Origin of the sequence: Streptomyces sp. TLI_55 (genome assembly GCF_900206255.1) — a bacterium.
GTDB lineage: Bacteria > Actinomycetota > Actinomycetes > Streptomycetales > Streptomycetaceae > Streptomyces > Streptomyces aquilus.
The window spans coordinates 316,190-337,237 of sequence record NZ_OAOJ01000002.1; the positions used below are offsets into that span (position 1 = coordinate 316,190).

Genomic DNA, 21,048 nt, shown 5'->3' on the forward strand with positions numbered 1-21,048 from the left:
GTCCACGGCACCCCACCCCCTTGCTTTAATGGGCATTCCAGAACGGATGCGCCGGGAGCGGGTGTGAACAGGACCGAGTTCGGTCGACTGCTGCGGGAGGCGCGGCAGCGGTCGCTGCTGACACTGGAGAGTCTCGCCGAGGCCTCAGGGGTGAGCGTGCGCGCCATCAGCGACATGGAGCGCGGGCACAGCCTGCCCCGCCAGGCCACCCTGAGCGAACTCATGGACGCCCTGGAACTGGAGGAGGAGGACCGGCGCCGCTTGGTGGAGGCGTCACTGCGCCGAGCCCCCGGCGGCCCCGAGGGATGCACTCCGCGTCAACTCCCGCCCGATCTCGCGGTGTTCCGCGGTCACGAACATGCGCTGAAGACCGCACACGGACTCACCTCCGAGATCGCCGAAGAGGGCGGTCACGTCGTCGTCTCCGCCATCGGCGGGATGGGAGGCGTGGGCAAGACCACCCTCGCGGTGCACTGGGCACACCAGGTCGCCGACCGTTTCCCGGACGGCCAGCTGTATGTGAACCTGCGCGGCTTCGAGGAAGCCGGCCACCCACTGGACCCGGCCGAGGCCCTCGGCGGGTTCCTCACCGCCCTCGGCGTACCCGACGGCGACATCCCGCGCGGCACCGAGGAACGCAGCGCCCTGTTCCGTGAACGGACCGCCACCCGCCGCCTGATCGTCGTCCTGGACAACGCGCGCGACGAGGAGCAGGTCAGGCCACTGCTGCCGGTCTCGACGGGATGCCTGACCATCATCACGTCGCGCAGCCGGCTCACCGGACTCGCCGTGGGCGAAGGTGCCCGCCTGATCGGCCTGGACGTGTGGACACACGACGAGGCACTGGCCGCACTCGCCGCACGCGTAGGCGAGGAACGCTGCCGAGCCGAGCCGCAAGCCGCAGCAGCACTTGTCCGACTGTGCGGCTTCCTGCCCCTGGCGATCGCGATCGTCGCGGCCCAACTCAGCGCCGCACCCCAGCTCCCGTTGCTGGTGGCGCTACGCGAACTGCGCGAGACCGAATCCGTGCTGGACGTCCTGTCGGCCGGCACCCGACGGGACGACGTCCGCGCCGTCTTCTCCTGGTCCTACCAGGCTCTGCCCCCGGAGACGGCCGCGTTCTTCCGCCACCTGGCCCTGCACCCCGGACCGTCACTGTCGACGGAGGCGGCCGCCTCCCTCTCCGGCATCCCCATGCCCGAGGCCCGCCGCCACCTGCGCCGCCTCACCTCGGCCAACCTGCTGTCGCGAGACGCGGAGGGCCGCTACGTGCTGCACGACCTGGTACGCGCCTACGGCACCGAACTCGCCGTGGACGAAAAGGACGACATCCTCGGTGCCCGGACCCGCCTGCTGGACTACCTGCGCCACAACGCCCACGAGGCCAACGGGTTCCTGGGCGCCACCTCTCTGCGGGCCTCCCACCCCCCGGCCGAGGGAGTGGTGAGCGTCGCCCCGCACACCCGCGAGGAGGCGCTCGACTGGTTCCGCCAGGAGGAGGCGACGGTCATGTCGGCCCTGCGCTCCGTCGACGACCCGCGGCTGCTGCGCCTGCGCATGACGTTCACCCAGAACTGGGTGGCGTACTACTCCGTCATGGGCCGGTGGAGCGACGAGATCGAGACCAAGCGCGTCGCCCTGGACGCCGCGCTGGCGCTGGACGATCCCGTCGCCGTCGCACGCAACGCCGCCGACCTGGCCCGCGCCCTGGCGGAAACGGGGCAGGCCGACGAGGCCGACCGCCAGATCGAGCTCATGCTCGGCCAACTGGACCGGATCACCCCGATGGAGCAGGCGGCCGTCGAGCGGAGCATCGGCTGGGTCCGCGGCCGCCAGAAACGCCACGAGGAGGCCCTGCACCATGCCCGCAGGGCACTGGACATCTACCGCACGCTGGGCGACGAGCGAGGCATGGCCCGCGAGATGAACGCGGTGGGCTGGTACTTCGCTCTGCTGGGCCGCTACGAGGAAACCGTCGCCCTCTGCGAGGAAGCGATCCCCCTCCTGCGCCGGGACGGCAACATCCGCATCGAGGCCGCGGCCTGGGACACCCTGGCCTACGCCCGCCAACGCCTCGGTGACCTCGACGGCGCGACCACGGACTACCAGGAGTCCCTGCGGCTCTACGGCGAGGCCTTCGACGGCTACAACCAGGCCGAGGTCCTCGAACACCTCGCGACGGTGCAGCAGGAGCAGAACGACCTCCTCGCGGCACGGACTTCCCTGCTCAGGGCGGCCGAACTCCTGAGCGCGATCAACAGCCCTCGGGCCGCGGAAGTACGAGCGGTCGCGGAGTCGCTGCACGCACCCGAACCACAGACCTGACAGCACCCCCTCCACGTGCGCACACACCGACACACGAACGGCCACCGCAACCGGATCTGACGTTTGCAGTCAACCGACCCATGCCGCCGCGCGCGGCGTCTGCCAGAGTCGGCGACGTGCCCCATCTCTCCACCACGAGGCCCTCGAAGCAGGAACCCTCGACGCATCATCGACTCTTTCGCTGCCACGCGGTGACCCCGCCGAAGGAAGGATCCTGACGTGGCCCGCCCCCGCGCGTTCGACCTGGACGGGGCAGTGGAACAGGCCACGACGCTCTTCCGTCAACAGGGCTACCACGCCACGCCGATTCCCCAACTGACTGCGGCGCTCGGCATCGGCAGCGGCAGCCTGTACGCCGCGTTCGGATCGAAGGACGGTCTCTACGCCCGGGCTCTGGAACGCTACTGTGACGGCTTGGTCGCGACCCTCGAACGGGACGTGCACACCGGCGCAGACATCCGCACGGCACTGCGCGCTCTGCTGATCACCATGATCACGACCGACCTGGCGGCCCCCGAACAGGGCTGTCTGCTGGTCGGCGCGACCACTGAACGAGCAAGCCACGACGGCACGGTGAAACAAGTACGCATGACGTTGAACGCCGTGGAATCCGTGCTGACCGAGGCCCTGCACCAGGCCAGGACGAGAGGCGAACTGCACGGCGCGGTCGACCCGGTGCACTGCGCCCGCTTCCTGACCACGTTCATCCAGGGCATCCACGTCATGGAACGGGCCCGCGCGGACCGGACGTTCCTGGAGTCGGCGGTCACCGGCGCACTGCGAGCACTGGACTGAGACACGGATCCGAGTCGGGGTCGCTTCGAGAGTCCAAACGTTTGCGGCGGTGACTCGGGTCACACCACCAGGCCTGGGCATCTGAAGGTGTGAACCCGGGTCATCGCCGCAAACGTTTCAGCGGAGAAGGTGTCTGGATGTGGGGCGTGCGAGCGATCTCGTGCCGACGGGGCGGCCCCGGCGGCGCACGCGACCCGTGCCGGCACCGCCGATGGAGCAAGGAGCACGATGACCGGCACAGAACAGGTGAGCGGTACAGGAGTGGCCGGTGTGGGGATGACCGCGTTTCTCGTTGCCGCGGGACGATCGATCGAGGCGTCGCGGACCGACGCCCTGGCCCGGGATACCTACGCGCGGGCCTTCTTGGAGGCGGCGCCGGGATGTGCCGACTGGCCCACCCACACGGGCCAGGTGCCGGACGGCGACGCGGATCCGCTGTGGGGTCGGCTCGCCCGCTTCTTCGGGCTGCGCACCCGGGCGTTCGACGACTTCCTCATAGAAGCGGCCCACAACTGCCGTCAGGTGGTCGTCCTGGGCGCCGGCCTCGACACGCGCGCCCATCGCCTGCCGTGGCCGGAGGGCACCACGGTCTTCGAGATCGACCACGAGGACGTGCTCCGCTTCAAGCAGTCCGTGCTCGACGCGCGCGACGCCGTACCGCGTGCCGCACGCGTCGCCCTGCCCGTCGACCTCCGGCAGGACTGGACCGGCCCGCTGATCGCCGCCGGCTTCGATCCCACCCGCCCGACAGCATGGCTCGCCGAGGGGCTGCTGCCCTATCTGCCGCCCGCGGCGGAGCGGGATCTCCTGCGGATCCTCGACACACACAGCGCCCCCGGAAGCATGCTCGGCTGCGAGGTCAAACACGGGGTCGATGCGGTGGCACAACGGGACTACCCCATTTACGCGGCCGTGCGGGAGCGGACGGGGATCGATCTGCTGACCCTGCTGAGCGTTGAGGCACGTCCACAAACCGTCGCCGAACTGGCGGCCCTGGGCTGGAGGAGCGACGTGTACACCCCCTTCGACTTCACACGTCAGTACGGGCGCGGTCCCCAGCCGGCTCCGGACGACGCGCTGGCCGCCAACCGGTGGATCTTCGCCACCTGCTCCGCCGCACCCAGGCCCGTGGCCGCATGAGCGCCGCGGACCGGGCCATGCAGACCCCTGCCACCTCGACGGCCGCGGGGACAGCGCGCTTCCCTCTCGATCTGCCGGACGAGTTCCTGCACTGCTTCCCGCTGGGCGGCCGGTGGGTGCGCGCGGACTCCGGACGCCGAGTCACGCTGACCTCGCCGTCGACGGAGGAACCCACCCTGGACCTCCCGCTCGCCGACGAGAGTGACGTGGACCGGGCCGTCGCTTCGGCCCGTAGCGCCTTCGACCACGGCCCCTGGCCGCGGATGCCCGCCACCGAACGTGCTGCTTACCTCGCGCGCTTCACCGAGGAGGTCCGTCGGCGACTGCCCATGCTGACGGCGCTGTGGACCGCGCAGGTCGGGGCACCTGTCAGCTTCGCCCAGGGCCTCATCGGGGCAGGCGAAAGCCGCCTCGACTTCTTCGCCAAGCTCGCCGGCACCTATTCCTTCGCCGACCGGCGCCCCACCCGCCGCGGCCACGCGCGGGTGCTGCGTGAACCGGTGGGCGTGGCCGCGCTGATCGCACCCTGGAACGCCACCTTCGGCATCTTCGCGCACAAGGTCGGCGCCGCTCTGGCCGCCGGGTGCGCCGTCGTGCTGAAATCACCGGTCGAAAGCCCGCTGGAAGCGCTGGTCATGGCCGAGTGCGCGATCGCCGCCGGCCTTCCTCCGGGTGTCGTCAATGTGGTGACGGCCGACGCGGAGCAGTCCGCCCGCCTGGTCGCCCACCCCGGGGTGGACAAGATAAGTTTCACCGGCAGCCTGGCCGTGGGCACACGTATTGCCGAGGTGGCCGCCCGGCGCATGGCCCGCACGACGCTGGAGTTGGGCGGCAAATCCGCCGCGATCCTCCTCGACGACGCCGATCCCGCCACGGTAATGCCTGCCCTCGTCCCGCTGGCGATGCCGTTCTCCGGGCAGATCTGCTTCGCACAGACCCGGGTGCTGGCTCCGCGGCACCGCATGGCCGAGGTGGAGGAGGCATGTGTCGCAGCGGTCGAGACGCTGACCGTCGGTGATCCCTGGGACCCGGCGACCGACGTCGGGCCGGTGCTCAACGCACGCCAGTACGCCCGCGTCCTCGCCTACACGGACACAGGCCGCCGTGAGGGCGCCCGCCTGCTGACCGGAGGTGGCAGGCGGCCCGGTTTCGGCCGGGGGCACTACATCGATCCCACCGTCTTCACCGACGTCACGGCCGATATGACCATCGCGCGTGAGGAGATCTTCGGCCCAGTGATCACATTGCAGGCTTACGACGACGTGGACGACGCCGTACGCATCGCCAATGACACGGACTACGGACTCAGCGGAAGTGTGTACGGGGCGGACGCCGACACCGCGTTCGAGGTGGCGCTGCGGGTGCGGGCCGGCCACCTCGCCGTGAACGGTTTCGAGATGTCACCGAATGTGCCCTTCGGCGGCCGCAAGTTGTCCGGGATCGGTAGGGAGGGCGGACCCGAGGGGCTGGAGAGCTTCCTGGAGACGAAATCTGTCTTCATGCCGACGCCTTGAGAGCCGTCACCGGGCACGGAAAGCCCCATAAGATTTTTTTCAGTGTTGCAGAACCTTTTATCGATGAAATTCGTTGATGCTTTCATCTCTTGTGATGACAGGGTGTCAATAGATTTACTGCGGGCATGATCAAGAAGCTCATGCGAACCTCCACCGGAATTGCACTGGCCGCCACCGCTGCCGTCGGCCTGCTCGCGGCAACCGCCGGCTCGGCTTCGGCAGCTCCCACGGCGCTGCACAACGAATTCATCTTGTCCTACTACACGACCAGTTGGGGGTATCCGCCTGGACCCAGTGTCAGGCTGCGGAGAACCAGAGGAACTACACCACCTACGGCACCGCCAACCCCACGGGCGCCGAGCAGTACTACTGCTCCTCGGCCAGCGCGATCAAGGTCAACCTGTGGTGGGCCCACTACTGACAGGCACTTTCTGACTGGAGGGGTGTCCAGCCCACGTCGGCCGGGCACCCCTTCGGCGTGTGAGGCCACCGGTCAACGGTGACGTCCGCCACCCACGAAGCGGTAAGTCCGCTCCGGCCGTGCTCGGTGGGGCGGCCCGCCCGTCGTGGACGACGCCGACGGCATGGCCTACCCGCTCCGGACAGCGCCGCAATACCCCTGCTCCGGCACTGCCCTGACTCACCACCTGATCAGCGCACCAGGCACGGCCGCTTGCTGTCGAAGGTCCAGTCCGGCACGAGGTAGCGCATGCCGATCGCGTCGTCGCGGGCGCCCAGGGCCTTCTCGCGGTAGAGCTCGTGTGCGGCGAGGAGACGATCGGTGTCGAGCTGGACGCCGAGACCGGGCGCCCGGGGGATCGCGATCTCGCCGCCGACGATGCGCGGCGGGGCGACCGTGAGCCGTTCCAGACCCTCCTGCCAGATCCAGTGGGTGTCGAGCGCGTTGTACTCACCGGGCGCCGCAGCCCCGCAGTGCGCGACCATCGCCAGGCTGATGTCGAAGTGGTTGTTGGAGTGGCAACCCCAGGTCAGTCCCATCGCGTTGCACAACTGCGCCGCCCGTACCGAGCCCTGCATGGTCCAGAAGTGCGGGTCGGCCAGCGGGATGGACACCGACTGAAGCGCCAGGGCATGGGTCAGCTGCCGCCAGTCGGTGGCGATCATGTTGGTGGCCGTGGGCAGGCCGGTGGCCCGGCGGAACTCCGCGAGGATCTCCCGCCCCGAGTAGCCGTCCTCCGCCCCGCACGGGTCCTCGGCGTAGGCGAGGGTGCCGACGAGCGGCGCACACAGCTCGACCGCCTCGCGCAGGGACCACGCCCCGTTGGGGTCAAGGGTGATCCGCGCGTCGGGGAAGCGGTCCTTCAGCGCCCGGATCGCCTTGACCTCCTCCGCGCCTTTCAGCACCCCGCCCTTCAGCTTGAAGTCCCGGAAGCCGTAGTGCGCGTAGGTCGCCTCCGCCTGGCGGACGATCGCCTCGGGGGTGAGCGCCTCCTCGTGCCGGATGCGGTACCACTCCACGTCCGCGTCGGGTTCGCGGACGTACTCCAGATCCGTGCGGTCGGGGTCGCCGACGTAGAAGAGGTAGCCGAGGACCCGTACTGAATCGCGCTGCTGTCCGTCGCCGAGCAGGGCGGCGACGGGGACGTCGAGGTGCTGTCCGAGGAGGTCGAGGAGCGCGGACTCGACGGCCGTGACGGCGTGGACGGTGGTGCGCAGGTCGAAGGTCTGCAGGCCGCGGCCGCCGGAGTCACGGTCGCCGAACCGGTCCCCGATCTCCCGCAGGACCCGCTTGTAGTCACCGACGCGCGCGCCGATGACCAGCGACTCGGCGTCCCGCAGCGTCTGCGTGATCTTCTCGCCGCCGGGCACCTCACCCAGCCCCGTGCGGCCTTCGGAGTCGGTCAGCACCACCACGTTGCGGGTGAAGTAGGGGCCGTGGGCGCCGGAGAGGTTCAGTTCCATGGAGTCCCGCCCGGCGACGGGATAGACGGCGAAGGCGGTGACGGTGGGCTGGGTGCGGCTGGTCATGGCACGTCCTTGGGGCTGGGGAGGTCGGTTCAGATACTCAGGGCGTCCAGGGCGCGTTCGACGGCGAGTACGCCGCCCAGGCCGAGGATCGCCAGCACGGTCGTGTACGTCGTACGCGCCTTGATCGCGTCGACGACGGACAGGTTGAAGTACTCCTTGAACATCCAGAAGCCGGGGTCGTTGACGTGGCTGAAGGCGATGGAGCCGCAGGAGACGGCCAGCACCATCAGCTCTGGGTGGACACCGCTGCCCGCGACGAGCGGGGCCACCACACCGGCGGCGGTGACGACGGCGACCGTCGCCGAGCCGAGCGCGATGCGCAGGATCGCGGCGATGAGCCAGGCCAGGATGATGGGTGAGATGTCCCAGCCCTCGGTGAAATCCTTGATGTAGTCGGCGATGCCGCCGTCGACGAGGACCTGCTTGTAGGCGCCGCCGGCGCCGATGACCAGCAGGATCATCGCCATGGACTTGGCCGCCGAGACGCAGGAGGCGCTGACCTCGTCCAGGCTGCGGCCGATGCGCGGACCGAACGCCCAGATGGCCAGGCAGAGCGTCAGCAGCAGGGCGACCGGGGCGGAGCCGATGAAGTCGACGGCGTGCAGGACCGGGTTCTTGTCGTCGTCCACCGCCATGTCGGCGACGGCGGCCCCCGCGATCAGCACGATCGGGACCAGGGCGACGAACAGGGACCAGCCCATGCCCGGCAGCTCGTCCTCCTCGAACACCCGCTCCGTGACGAGCCCTTGGGGGATGGCCGGGTCCATCCGCCGCACGAACGGCAGCCGCGGCCACACCAGCGCGATGCCCGCGCCGATGGGGACGGCGAAGAAGAGGCCGTAGAGCAGGGTGTGGCCCACGGAGGCGTGGAAGGTGGCGGCGACGGCGGTGGGGCCGGGGTGCGGCGGCAGGAAGCTGTGCATCGTGGACAGCGCGATCGACATCGGAAGGCCCACCCACAGCAGGTTCTTGCGGGTGACGCGGACGATGGTGAAGGCGATCGGCACGATGATGACGAACGCGACCTCGTAGAACATGGTCACGCCGATCAGCATGGCGGTGATGACCATGGCGATCTGGACGTGCCGCGGTCCGAAGGCGTCAACGAGCCGGCCGGCTATGCGTTGCGCGGCGCCCGAGTCGCCCATGACGCGGCCGAGCATGGCGCCGAGTCCGACGACGAGCAGGGTGTCGCCGATCTGGCTGCCGACGCCCTCGCCGAGGGTGTCTCCGATCTCCGCGGCCGGAATCCCCTGGACCAGCGCGACGCCGACGGCCACGAGGAGGAGGGCGATGAGGCCGTTGAGCTTGAGCTTGGTCATGAGGAACAGCAGGACCAGCACGCTGATTCCGACGACGACGAGAGGCATGGGTCAGTTCCCCTTTGAACTGTGCGCAGTTGACGACCGGGCGCCCGCGCGGCAGGCGGTGGTCGTCTGTCGTGGTGAGGTGGGGGCGGGACGGGGCACGGTGGGGCCGTGGTGGGGGAGGCCCGCCGGAGGGGGTGCGGCAGGCGGGCTGGAGGTCTGCCGGGGTGTCGGTTCACCGTGGGGTTCGCCGGCCATCCGGGATGTGGCGGCAGGCAGGCGGGAGGGCTCGCCGTGGGGTGTTGTGCCGGCGGGCCGGAGCAGGGGGTCCGCGGGTGGTGAGGCCGAAGGCGGGCAGGAGGGCCTCGCCGACGCCCCGCACCCGGGCGTTTCAGCGCGCCGCGCCGACCATCCCCAGCCCCGTCTCCAGGAGCTTCTCCAACTCGGCGAGGTCCTGCGCGCCGGGATCGGTCAGCGGGGCCCGGACCGGGCCGACCGGCTTGCCTCGCAGCCGCGCCGCGGCCTTCACCAGCGAGACCGCGTAGCCCGGCACTCGGTCCCGCAGCTCGACCAGCGGGACGTAGAAGTCGCGCAGCAGCCAGTCGACCGTGCCGTCGTCACCGCTGTTCAAGGCGGCGAAGAAGGCGTCGGCGATCTCCGGCGCGAAGGCATGCACGGCCGAGGAGTACGCGGGCACGCCGACCGTGGCATAGGCGCGGGCCTGGATCTCCGCGGTGGCCGCCCCGTTGAAGAAGAGCAGGTGGTCGGGGGCGGCGAGGGTGAGGCGCTGGAGCCGGTCGAGGTCGCTGTGGCCGTCCTTGAGGCCGATGACCGTGGGCAGTTCGGCGATGCGGCGCAGGCTCTCGAGGCTGAAGGCGACATGGTCGCGCTGGTAGACGATGAGCGGGATGCCGGTGCCCGCGGCGATGCGGCGCACCTGCTCGACCAGACCCTCCTGCGGGGCCTTCACCAGGTAGTGCGGGAGCACGAGCGCGGCGTCCGCGCCCGCCTCCTCCGCGATCCGCGCGAACCGCACGGCCTGCGCCCACCCGTACCCGATCCCGGCGACGACGGGTATCCGGCCGCCGGCCACCTCCACGGCCGCGCTGACGACCTGGCGGTACTCGTCCTCGTCCAGCGCGCTGAACTCACCCGTGCCGCAGGCGGGGAACACCGCACCGGGCTCGGTGGCCAACTGCCCCGCCACATAGGACCGGTAGCCGTCCAGATCGAGACTGCCGTCCTCCGTAAAGCTGGTCAGCGGGAAGGACAGCACACCGCGTGCCATGCCGTCCCGCAGCCGTCGAGCAGCGTCCTGAGCCGCCCTGTTCAATGTCATGAACTCACTCCATGTATATAGACTCCATCTACATATGAGGATGGAGGTTAGGGTGATGACCGCGCTTGGTCAATGGCCGGAGCGCACCGGGGGTGCCGACCGCCGAAAAACGTCGGCTCAGGGCCGCGCGCCCACCACGTACGCCGCCCGCGTCCAGGCGCGGCCCTGCTCGCTGAGGGGATGTCGAGGCCGGGCCGCGACGACAGGCGCATCCGACCGTCACTGATCCTCAGCCGCTCGTTGAACAGCGGCTCCAGTTCAGCCGCAGTGCTCCACCCGCGGCTCGTGCGGATAGGCGGCGGTCAGACGCAGATGGATCTCCATGGCGAGGTGGGGTGCGAGGTGCACGTGCTGGATCTCGGCCAGCGCCGCCCGCCACAGGAACCGCGTGATGCCATCGATCCGCAGCGCGTCCGGCTGGATCACGTCCACCGCCTGGTGCCGCAGCAGCTCCTGGTGCCCGGCGACGCTCGCGAGCATCTCGCCCGAAGCGACCGGCGTGTCCAGCGACGCGGCGAGAGCGGCATGCCCCGGGCGTCGTACGCGTCGAGCGGCTCCTCGATCCAGACCAGCCCGAACTCCTCCAACGCCCGCCCCATCCGCTGTGCGGCGGGCCGGTCCCACTGCCAGTACCTCAACCAGGTCCACAGCATCCTCCCCTGGTCAACGTAGGCCTCGGCGTGGCCCTGGGCCCCGGGACCGCCGCACAACTCCGCTCCCCGAGGTCGTCTTCAAACCCCTCGAACTGCCCACGCCGGCCGCCGTCGAACTGGACCTGGTCCGGCGCCGCACCAACGACGACCCTGCCCTGCACGCACTGCTACGCCGCCTGCGCGAGCGCATGCCATGACCAGGCCCCGCTACGGCGTGGAGTTGGCCAGCAGATAGTCCACGGCGTCGACGACATCGTCAGCCGTGTGATGCGGAACCGCGAGCCCCTCGGGCCAGACCCGGCCCCGCACCCAGATCGTGCGCAGCCCCGCGGCCGCACCACCGGCGATGTCGGACTCGGGGTTGTCCCCGGTCATCCAGTCCCCGGGCGTCAACTGCGTACCGCACCGTGCGGCAGCCAGCTCGAACAGCCGCGCATCGGGCTTGCGCACGTCGATGTCGCCGGACGCGGCGATCCCGTCGATCAGATCGGCGAGCCCGGTGGCCCGGACCTTGGCACGCTGAATGTCGCTGGCTCCGTTGGTCGCGACGCCGATGCTCCAGCCGGCGTCCTTGAGCCGCGCCAGGCTGTCGAGCACGACGGGCCGGCAGTGCACGGCGGACGCCATGCGATCGACGTACACCCGCCACAGATGCTCGGCTGACTCTCTGAGGTGGAACGTGTCACGCAGCCGCTCGAAGTCGCCGCGATCAGCGGTGGCGGCCAGCTCGACACGCAGCCAGCTTTCGATCTCCGGCCCGTAGGCATGGTCGTGGACGAGCTCGGCTATGGCATCCGCGAACGCGGCACGACGGTCGACCAGGGTGCCGTCCAGGTCGAACAGGGCAAGACGCATGAACCGACCCTAGCCTGAGGGTTCATCGCGGGATCCGGCCGGAGATCAGGTCCCGGAGCAACGGGACGGAACCCGGCAGCACGGAGCGCCCGTCCAGCGCGGTCCGGTCGTCCCACGAAGACCCCGTGCCGCTCATGCTCTCGCCCCGGAAGTCGTCGACGATGTCCTCCACGTCCACGGCGGCTGTTTTCGCCGACGCCGCAGTCGCTGCATGGACCAAGGGGGGCAGTGGGGACTCACGAGGTCGCTACTACTGTGCTTCGGCCGGGGACGGCCCGGCGAACCTGTGGCACAGAAACTGACCCAGGTCATGTGAAAGGCGCCTTCCCCCAGGGCCTCTGCGGATCGGGCAACGAAGATTCGGAAATCCGGTCCCTTCGGTCCCTGGCTCACTCCTCGGTGGACACCGTCAGTGGGCGGGCGACACCACTTCGCCCAGAACGGCGACGGGATGGTCCGATGCGGGCGCGAGTGTGCCGCCGCGGTCGACGGCGATCCAGATGCCCCGCTGCGGCGGGGCAGACGTCAGCAACAGGATCAGGCGGGCTGTGCCTGGCTCGGCACGCAGGACGTCGTGCCTGGGCCGGCATGCGGGGGGAAGCATGCCGGCCCAGGAATCATGGGGACTGCGGTCCGCCTCCGAAGGCCCGCCACGCTCACTGGCTGCGTTCGGCAGCCGGGTCGGGGGCGTCCCCGCTGCCGAACGCGACACCTCCAGGGTTGCGCACACCCGGCCGGGAAGCGATTGGGCAGGCCCCACGGGCACGTATCCCGCTGCCGTAGGGACAGCCCGAGCCCGCACGTGTGGGCAGCCCTCTCTTCGCGTGACCCCCCGCCCCCCGGACCGGTAACTTCCGACAGTTCTCGGCCACTTCCAAGCGGGAGGCGTTCATGCGCGATCCGCATCCGCTTGCCACCACCGCATGTCAGCCTCCTCCGCCGCGTCACCGGAGGGCAGTAATTCTCAAACCAAAGGCACAATATTCAGTCACGTGAGACTGCTCACAGAACCTCGTCCGGCAGAAATTCGTTCGGCAATGAATCTCTTGTCCGGCCAGGAGGACGTTGTTTAAGTTGCTGACGCTCATCGACCTCCGGCTCAATAGCCGGCACCCCCGAGTCGTTCGAGAAGGAGTGTTCATGCGGTTTACCAAGAAGGCCACGGCGGCTGTCGGCCTCACTTTGACGGCCGTGGCGCTGACCGCTTTCACGGCCGTTCCCGCGTCGGCCGCGCCGACGACTAGCACGATCAAGCTCTGCGAGGACGCCTACAACAGTTCCAACCGCTGCACCTACGAGTACACCGACGTTCCCAACATGGCGTACGCCAGCAACGGGAACTTCCAGGACAGCATCTCCTACATCCAGAACTACAGCGGCCGTACCTGGTGCCTCTGGACGGACAACAACTACTCCGGGATCCAGGGCGTGTTCCAGAACAACTACACGTGGAACACCCTGAGTTACCCCTACAACGACAGCATTTCCTCCGGCCGCCCCTGCTGATCGCAGTCGACACCCCGTAGCGGAGGGCCCGGCCGGTCACCCGCCCATGATGCGGCCGGCCAGGTCCCCCTCGGTCCGCCGGCCGCTTTCGGAGAAGTCGGAGTGATGAAGTCATCTGATCACCGTCGGCCGACGGTTCTGCTCGGCACCGCAGCCTGCCTCCTGCTCGCCGCCGGCTGCACCTCGTCGAGCGGCCCGGCGCAGCGGGCCGGCGATTCCGGCACGGTGCGGACCGCTCTCGTCCGCACCATGCGCGCGTTGGTCCCCGAAGGTAGCCTCGCGCAAAAGCAGGAAAATTCCCCCGCTCACGACGGCCCGATGAGCGCAGCCTCATTCACACTGACGAGAAATGGTGCCGTCGGTGATCTGAGAATATCCGTCAGCCGTCTTCCGTCACCGGTTCCTCCCCAGTTTTCCGGCTGCCCTGACAGCGCACTCAACCCTTACAGCAAATGCGTCACCAGGAAGCGCCGCGAAGCTGTTCTGATCTCCGACGAGCAGCCCCTCGACGGGGCCAGTCCGTCCGCCGGCCGGCGTTTGACCGCAGTCCTCACCACTGCGGACGGACGGCAGTTGGTGCTGTCGGAATCGACGGTGGGGGCCGGTGCGGGAACCGCGACAACCCGAGACCGCACACCTCTGCCCCTCACGCTGCGGCAACTCACCGGCATGGCGGACTCGGAGAAGTGGCGGCCGGTACTCGCCTCGCTGCCCGACGTGCCGGCTCCGGCGGCGCCGAGTGTCGATCAGTCCCTGCCCGCCGACAGGATCACCGCGATCATCGAGAGATCGCTGCCTTCGGGGCTGGACGTCGCGCACGCCGGCGGCCAGCCCGGATTCGGCCACCTCACCGTTGACGACGGACTCGGGGCCTGCCTGGTGGCCGTGACGGTGCAGCACTGGAAGCCGGATGACGCCGACATCGCCGCACTCTTCGCCAAAGCACGCACGACACCGGACGGCACCCGTGTCCTGACGTCAAGGACGCCGTCGGCGAAGGGCGGCTCCGGAGCCGTCGAGTGGCGGGTCGACACCCTGTCGAGGAACGGTGTCCGGGTGCTCGTCAGCGAGGTCAACGCCCGCGCCTACCACCTGCCCGGCACACGAACCACACCCGCGCTCGACATCGACCGACTCACCCGGATCGCCCGCGACGGAACCTGGCAGGAAGCGTTCCGCTCGCCGTCCTCCGCCCGCTGAAGCACCCGAACGCCGACCACCTCACACGTACGCCGACGCATCACACTCCCGCGCGTCCGCGTCCCGCGGCGCCGCTTTCTCACGGAAGGAGAGATGGGCGCGATAAGGGGGTTGTCCCGCAAAGATCACCTCCGACTGTCTGCGTGGCGCCGCGGGCTCCGGTAGGAGGGTTGAATGCCTGGGGTGACGGACTTGACGCAGGCGGTCGATGCCCATGGGGCGACCGAACGAGTGCCGGTGCTCTTGGAGCAGGTCGAGCGCGCGGAAACCACGGAGGCATGGGATGAGCTGTGGGACCGTCTCTGCCTTCATGGAGAGACCGTGTCCTCGGCCGGCTTCGCAGCGCTTCCACGCCTGGCAACGCTGGCCCCAAGAAGCGACCAGGCCCTAGAACTGGCTGGCGCGATCATGCGGTGCGTCCTTCAGTACCACGACGGCGAGGCTCTGATCGAGGAGTGCGCAGACGTCATCGCCACCTTGCGAGAACTGGCAGACCAGCGGCTCCGGACGCGTCCTTCCGACTACCACCGGGTCTTCTGCGATCTACTCGCGTTTGCCGGCCAGTATCACTGGAGCGCGGCCCTGGGGGATTTCACCGACGACTTCTACACCGTGTGCTGTCCCCACTGCGATGTCGAGGTGACCATCGGCATCGGCGACTACGGCCACTACTCGGCGATCCGCGACTGGGATCTGGGCGACGTCGAGCAGCGTGTCCTGCGGCCGGCGCCAACCGAGGAACTGCTCGACCCGGGCCGATGGATGCACGCCACGGCAGTCCGCGACGGAGAACTCCGACTCGCCGAGGGCATCCGCCATCTGTTCGGCCGGGCGGAGTGCCCACGCTGCGCGAGCATGTTCGGCATCGCGGAGGCCTACACGGTCGCCAACCTCCCTCCCGCCTCAGAGGCTCAACTGCCTGTGAGGGCAGCCGTATCCGGCCTGCCATGATCTTGGAATGGTTGGTGTGATCACCGTGTCGGAGTCCTCTTGGACAGTCATCGCCACATTCCTGCACGCCGTCCCCTCGGCTTCGCCGGACGAACAGATCCGCCGCATCGAGAACGGCTGACGGCCTCTCGGATCCGGCGGACGGGCCACCGTCGCGAGGCTGCTCCGGCCCGTCAGCTCCGGTCCGTCGCCCGGTCCGACGGTCCAAGCAGCGCCTGACCGTAGGTCTCCCGGTTCGGGCCCGGGACGATGTTCGCACGGGACAGTGCAGCCTCCGTGTCCCGCCAGCTACTGTCGATCAGGGACGCCGACTTCGGCACCAAGTAAGGCCCCGTCGCCGACGCCCTCGTCGCAATCCCTCAGGCCCTGGCCACGACCATCCCCATCGGTCCGGCACCCGTTCCGGCGCCGTGACATCCGCCCGGTGTCCGTCAGCCGCCCCGCCCTCAGTCGACCTCTTCCAGAGCGAGGGCGGCGAGGGCGTCCCGGAGGGCGGCCCGGGAGCCGATGTGCAGTTTGGGGTAGATCTGATAGAGGTGCGCGCCGATCGTTCGGTGTGACAGGAAGAGGCGCTCCGCGATCTGCTTGTTGGTCAGTCCGGTCGCGGCCAGCGTCGCGATCTCGAACTCCTGGGCCGTCAGTACCCCCTTGCCTCCCGTGCCGGCCGACGCCGCGACGCCGCTCGCGCGCAGTTCGGCCTTGGCGCGCAGCACCCAGGGGGCCGCCCCCAGCCTCTCGAACGCCCTGCGGGCCAGGACCAGTTGTTCGCGCGCTTCCTTGGTCGCGCGCCGGCGCCGCAGGTGTTCGCCATACATGAGACGCACCCGTGCGACGTCGAAGGGCCATGCGTCGGGGTCGAGGAGGGACAACGCCTGCTGGAACAGGGGCACGGCTTCCGCGCCGGACGTCGTCAGCGCCTCGCAGGCCAGCTCGAGCATGTGCAGGCGCGGGGAGAGCCGCGCCATCTCGGACTCCCGTAGAGCCGCTGTGTGGGTGGCGGCCTCGGCCGGCCGTCCTGATCTGACGGCGGCCTCCACCAGGTCCAGGGCACCGGCCATGGCATGCGGCAGGTACGGGGCGAGAGGGGCGAGCGGGCTGACGGCGGTGGCCTGCCGGAAGGCGGTCTCGAAGTCCCCACTGCCGAGCGCGGCCAGGCTCCGCGCGTGGAAGGCCAGTGCGCGGGCGCCATGGGCACCCCGGGGAACGGCCCAGGCGGTGATCTCCTCACACAGCGCCTCGCAGGCCTCCACGTCACCGCGTGCTCCGGCCACCAGCGCCTGCACGAACTGGAACTTGCAGGCGAAGAACGGGTAGCCGTACTCCTTGCACAGCGCGAGCCCTTCGCCGGTCAGGCGCACGGCTTCGTCCCAGCGGCCCTTGTAGTAGTCGTCCAGGCCCAGGTGGATCAGCGCGGAGAGGTGTCGGCGGACGGGCGCGGCGCCCGCGCGGGCCTGCTCGACCAGACGCAGGGACGCCTCCCTCACGTCGGCAAGCCGGTCCGGATAGACCGCGCAGGTACTGACCCGCACGACGTGCGTGGCGTCGCCGAGGTCGGCGAGCTGCTCTTCGAGGATGCGCAGGCCGCGGTAGCCGGTGCGGGCGGGATCGGCGAAGGTCTGGGCGCACGCCCACAGCAGGTCTGGGGGTGCGGGCGTCATCCGGCCCAGGGTGCGGAACAACGGCGCCCACTTCTCCGGGTCGCCGCTGTACCAGCACAGCGTGATCAGGGTGAACAGGGCTTCGACGAGGGCCTCGTCCGAGGCGTCGTAGCCATGTGCGCCGGCCTCGATCGCGCCGACCAGGAGCCGGTGGGCGGTGGTGACGTCCCCGTCCTTGTTGATCAGCAGGAGAGCGGAGGCGGCCGCCGCGTGCAGGGACTCCTCCCGGACGGCCGGGTCGGCGCGGCGGGCGCCGACGAGCAGACGCGAGGCGTCCGCCAGGTCGCCGCCGGCGTCGGTGCCGATGTAGGCGGCCTCCGCCAGCCGGCGGCTCTCGTCGGCCGGCGAGGGGCTGAGCCCCGCGGCGCGCGTGAGGGCCGCCACCGCACCCAGCGCGTCACCGCGCCCGAGACGCACGCGAGCGGCCTGCTCCAGCAGCGCGGCGACGGCCTCGTCCCGGCCGGTCGTCGCCTCACCGAGATGGCCGGCGCGACGCTCGGGCTGGTCGACGAGGACGGCGGCGAGCGCCCGGTGTGCCCTGCGGCGCTCGGCGGCCGTGGCCTGCGTCACCACCGCGGAACCGATCAAGGGGTGGCGGAAGGACATCCTGTGGGAGACCGGCGAGACCGCCACCAGCCGGTCGCGTTCCGCCGACTCCAGCACGTCGATGACATCGCGGCCGCCGGCGGCCGCCTCGATGACCGTGAGGTCACCGGTGCCTTCCAGTGCCGCGATCAGCAACAGCTCGCGGTCGGGGCTGGGCAGGTCGGCCACGCGCGAGGCGAACAGTGCCTGAAGGCGTTCGCTGAGCGGCAGGACCGAGGGCACGACCCCCGGCGCTGTGCGCTGCTCACGGTCGAGGGCGGTGGGCAGCTCCATCAGCGCGAGCGGGTTGCCGTGTGCTTCCGCGGCGATACGCCGCCGTATCTCGTGGGACAGGCCTGGATGCGCCTGGGTGAGGAGTGCGGCCGACGCCTTGTCGTCCAGGGGCTGGAGGCGGTGCTCGGTGAGCCCGCTCGCCTCGAAGAAGCCGTCGGAGGTCACGCGTGAGGCGGCCAGGAAGCTGATACGGCTGCCGACGAGCCGTCGCGCGATGAAGCCGAGGACGAAGGTGGTGGGCCGGTCCAGCCACGGCAGGTCGTCGACGACGATCAGGAGCGGGGTGTCGTGGGCGATCCTGCGCAGCAGCAGCAAGGCCGCGGTGGCGGTGAGCAGCCGGTTGGGAGGCGGTCCGCTGCCGATACCCACCGCGACCTTGAGGGCGTCCCGGTGGCCCGGGTCCAGCAGGTCGAAAGATTCAAACAGGGGAACCAGCAGCTGGTTGAGACCGGCGTAGCTGATGTCCGTCTCGAACTGCACACCGCTCACCCGCAGCACACGCGCGCCGTTCAGCGTGGCCTGCGCGGCCACGGCGTCGAGGATCGCGGTCTTGCCGATGCCCGCCTCACCCGACAGCAACAGGGCCGCCCCGTGACGGGAGTCGTCGAAGTGGGATCGCACGAACTCCAGATCCTCGTCTCGTCCGATCAGCTGCCCGGAAGCGGGGCGCGAGGCCAGGTCCAGATCGTTCATCGAGTTGCTGTCTCCAAGAGCCGGGGTATCGACATACGGGTGCTGCGAACCGTTGTCCACCGTGTCAACGTCTGCTTCCGCACCGCACGCGACGGCCCCCACGCACACCGTGCCCACGTCCCGACCTCACACATCTCAGGATACGACCGGCCCCGTGATCTGCGACGACACCCGAGCGGGCGCAGCGCGCGCCCTCCTGGTGGCAGGGGAATCGAGATACGCATGTGGTCAGCCCGACGTCCTGCCGGGTGTGTCCCGGGTGGTGCAGATGCCGTTCTCCCAGGCCCAGGCAGCGATCTCGACCCGGTTGCGGGTGGCGAGTTTGCGTTGCACGTTGCCGAGGTGTGTCTTCACGGTGGAGAGGGTGACGTGGAGTTCGGCGGCCAGTTCCTCGTTGGTCCGGCCCCGAGCGAGGAGCCGTACGACATCGAGCTCGCGCGGAGTCAGGGGAAGGTCGGGCGTCGCTGTCGCCGTGCGCGGTCCGGTCGCGAGCTCTTTGCCGGTGGTGCGGTGGGTGGCCGCGTCCGCCATGTGCCGCAGCAGGCGGACGGTCACCGCCGGGGAGATCATCGCGTTGTCCGCGGCCACGGCGCGCACCGCCTCGACGAGCAGGGCGGGGGAGCCGTCCTTGAGGAGGAACCCGCAGGCACCGTTGCGCAGCGCCCGGTACACGTACTCGTCGAGGTCGAAGGTGGTGGCGATGATCACCTTCAGCGGCCGGGGGACGTCCGGACCCGCCAGCAGGCGGGTCGCCTCCAGGCCGTCCAGGCCCGGCATCCGGATGTCGAGCAGGCACACATCGGGCCGCAGCCGCTGGGCCTCCCGCACGGCCGTGGCGCCGTCGGCCACCGAGGCGACGATCTTCATGTCGGGCTGTGCGCCGAGGATCATGCCGTAGGCCGTCCGGATCATCTGCTGGTCGTCGGCGATGAGGATGCTGATCGTCATGCGTTCAGAGTGGCAGTGTCCGCCGGGTCGTTGAGCGGGGGGAACGGGCCGGGCAGCGGGATACGTGCCTCGACTGCCCAGCCCACACCCGCCACGGTGCCCGCCTGGAAGGTGCCGCCGACCAGCGCGGCACGCTCCGCCAGGCCGGTCAGGCCGTAGCCGGTGCCCGGTGACGGTGACGTGGCGTCGGCCGGGCAGGTGTCCGGGCCGTCGTCGGTCACCGAGGCCAGCACCACCGGGTGTGCGGTGTCGCCGTCCAGGCGCACGTCGACGGTGACCGTCTTCGCGCCGCGGGCGTGCTTGCGGATGTTCGTCAGCGACTCCCGGACGATGTGGTGCACGGTGGTGGCGACGCCGGGCGGCAGCGCGCCGGTGGCCAGGCGGGGGTCGAGGGTGAGCGTCGTGGCCGGGCCGGTGGCCGCGAACTGGTCCGTGAGAGTGCGCAGTTGGGTGCGCAGTTCGGCCGGTGAGGTGCCCGGCGCCCCGGCCGCGCGGTCCGGACCGTCGTCCAGGGGAGTGCGCAGCACCGTGACCATGCTCCGCATCGACTGCATCGCCTGCGCGCCGGCCTCCTCGACGGCCGCCAGCATGCCGTCGAGTTCCTCCGCCGACGGCGGCATGCCGGCCGCGGTCGCGTAGCGCACGGCTTTGGTCTGGGCGATGATCGCGGTCACATGGTGCCCGACGAAATCGTGCAACTCCCGCGCGTATTCGAGGCGTTGTGCTTGCAGCCCCACCGCGTGCTGCTGGGCCCGGTACCGGTCCAGCAGCCGCAGGTACAGGCCCAGCGCCACCGCCAGAGCGGTCGTCAGCCAGAAGAACGGGACCACGAACGGCACCAGCGGTGGCCACTCCGACGTCGGCAGCCGCAGCGGGATCACGCTCAACGCGACCAGCGCCGCTCCGGTCAGAGCCGCCGCCCGCACCGGACGGCACCGCCGCGTGGCCCGGACCACGACCAGGAGCAGGGCTGCCGATTCGACGAGGCCGAACGTCGCCTCGGCTCGCGCCCCCACCCAGATGCCGAACCCGGTGACCAGGCAGGACGCGGCGATCCCGGCGGCGGCCACCTCGACGAACCGGTCCCGGCGCACGGCGAGCGCCGCCAGCAGCAGCGCCCCGGACAGGATCCATGCCACGGCGGCCGGTACGGAACCGGTGTCCGCGCCCTCGGCGCCCACCGCGGCCAGCATCACCACGGCCACACACACGGCCGCGATCCGCCGGCCTCCCGCCGGGATGTCGAAGAACTGGGTCATGTCTGCGGAGGCTACGTGGTCGGCACACCCGGCGCCT

The 21,048-nt window shown here is 70.0% G+C and carries 16 protein-coding genes and 1 pseudogene; 8 read left to right on the forward strand and 9 right to left on the reverse strand.

What is annotated here, in order from left to right:
• The first annotated feature begins 63 nt into the window (after positions 1–63).
• The 5 genes from CRP56_RS44285 to CRP56_RS47885 all read left to right on the forward strand — a co-directional run bounded on the left by CRP56_RS44285 (position 64) and on the right by CRP56_RS47885 (position 6,195).
• A complete protein-coding gene (locus tag CRP56_RS44285; protein WP_097275527.1) occupies positions 64–2,325 on the forward strand; it encodes an ATP-binding protein in 2,262 nt (753 codons plus the stop codon).
• A gap of 219 nt (positions 2,326–2,544) precedes the next feature.
• On the forward strand, positions 2,545–3,120 hold the full coding sequence (locus CRP56_RS44290; RefSeq protein ID WP_097275529.1) for a TetR/AcrR family transcriptional regulator: 576 nt from the start codon (positions 2,545–2,547) through the stop codon (positions 3,118–3,120).
• Between the two features lie 228 nt (positions 3,121–3,348).
• On the forward strand, positions 3,349–4,260 hold the full coding sequence (locus CRP56_RS44295) for an SAM-dependent methyltransferase (RefSeq protein ID WP_179851383.1): 912 nt from the start codon (positions 3,349–3,351) through the stop codon (positions 4,258–4,260).
• Positions 4,257–5,774, forward strand: a complete 1,518-nt coding sequence (locus tag CRP56_RS44300) for an aldehyde dehydrogenase (RefSeq protein ID WP_218878127.1) — start codon at positions 4,257–4,259, stop codon at positions 5,772–5,774. Before CRP56_RS44295 ends, CRP56_RS44300 begins: the two co-directional genes overlap by 4 nt.
• Before the next feature lie 271 nt (positions 5,775–6,045).
• Positions 6,046–6,195, forward strand: a complete 150-nt coding sequence (locus CRP56_RS47885; protein WP_179851384.1) for a hypothetical protein — start codon at positions 6,046–6,048, stop codon at positions 6,193–6,195.
• A 230-nt stretch (positions 6,196–6,425) separates the two neighbouring features.
• Here CRP56_RS47885 and CRP56_RS44305 read toward each other — a convergent pair whose 3' ends face one another.
• The 6 genes and pseudogenes from CRP56_RS44305 to CRP56_RS47890 form a co-directional block, all read right to left on the reverse strand.
• On the reverse strand, positions 6,426–7,763 hold the full coding sequence (locus tag CRP56_RS44305; protein ID WP_097275534.1) for an enolase C-terminal domain-like protein: 1,338 nt from the start codon (positions 7,761–7,763) through the stop codon (positions 6,426–6,428).
• Between the two features lie 29 nt (positions 7,764–7,792).
• Positions 7,793–9,133 (reverse strand): gluconate:H+ symporter, encoded by a 1,341-nt coding sequence (locus tag CRP56_RS44310; RefSeq protein WP_097275536.1) that lies wholly within the window; start codon positions 9,131–9,133, stop codon positions 7,793–7,795.
• 328 nt (positions 9,134–9,461) lie between these two features.
• The gene (locus CRP56_RS44315; protein WP_097275538.1) at positions 9,462–10,409 is read right to left on the reverse strand and encodes a 5-dehydro-4-deoxyglucarate dehydratase; all 948 of its coding nucleotides are present in this window, start codon (positions 10,407–10,409) and stop codon (positions 9,462–9,464) included.
• Positions 10,410–10,667: 258 nt separating this feature from the next.
• A pseudogene (locus CRP56_RS49410) lies at positions 10,668–11,062 on the reverse strand (enolase C-terminal domain-like protein).
• 207 nt (positions 11,063–11,269) lie between these two features.
• Positions 11,270–11,917, reverse strand: a complete 648-nt coding sequence (locus tag CRP56_RS44325; protein ID WP_097275540.1) for an HAD family hydrolase — start codon at positions 11,915–11,917, stop codon at positions 11,270–11,272.
• 22 nt (positions 11,918–11,939) lie between these two features.
• Positions 11,940–12,095 (reverse strand): hypothetical protein, encoded by a 156-nt coding sequence (locus tag CRP56_RS47890; RefSeq protein ID WP_179851385.1) that lies wholly within the window; start codon positions 12,093–12,095, stop codon positions 11,940–11,942.
• A 962-nt stretch (positions 12,096–13,057) separates the two neighbouring features.
• Here CRP56_RS47890 and CRP56_RS44330 point away from each other — a divergent pair.
• From CRP56_RS44330 to CRP56_RS44340, 3 genes are all read left to right on the forward strand, one after another.
• A complete protein-coding gene (locus CRP56_RS44330; protein WP_097275541.1) occupies positions 13,058–13,423 on the forward strand; it encodes a hypothetical protein in 366 nt (121 codons plus the stop codon).
• 102 nt (positions 13,424–13,525) lie between these two features.
• On the forward strand, positions 13,526–14,623 hold the full coding sequence (locus tag CRP56_RS47345; protein ID WP_143665016.1) for a hypothetical protein: 1,098 nt from the start codon (positions 13,526–13,528) through the stop codon (positions 14,621–14,623).
• A gap of 192 nt (positions 14,624–14,815) precedes the next feature.
• Entirely contained in the window at positions 14,816–15,574 is a 759-nt protein-coding gene (locus CRP56_RS44340) for a hypothetical protein (RefSeq protein ID WP_143665017.1), read from the forward strand.
• Between the two features lie 446 nt (positions 15,575–16,020).
• On the opposite strand, the gene CRP56_RS44345 is transcribed toward CRP56_RS44340, so the two are convergent.
• From CRP56_RS44345 to CRP56_RS44355, 3 genes are all read right to left on the reverse strand, one after another.
• A complete protein-coding gene (locus CRP56_RS44345; RefSeq protein WP_097275548.1) occupies positions 16,021–18,804 on the reverse strand; it encodes a helix-turn-helix transcriptional regulator in 2,784 nt (927 codons plus the stop codon).
• Between the two features lie 228 nt (positions 18,805–19,032).
• Complete coding sequence (locus tag CRP56_RS44350) at positions 19,033–19,752, reverse strand: response regulator (protein WP_097275550.1); 720 nt, start codon at positions 19,750–19,752, stop codon at positions 19,033–19,035.
• Positions 19,749–21,011: a sensor histidine kinase gene (locus tag CRP56_RS44355; RefSeq protein WP_097275552.1), complete on the reverse strand. Its 1,263-nt coding sequence runs from the start codon at positions 21,009–21,011 to the stop codon at positions 19,749–19,751. Before CRP56_RS44355 ends, CRP56_RS44350 begins: the two co-directional genes overlap by 4 nt.
• Between the last annotated feature and the right edge of the window lie 37 nt (positions 21,012–21,048).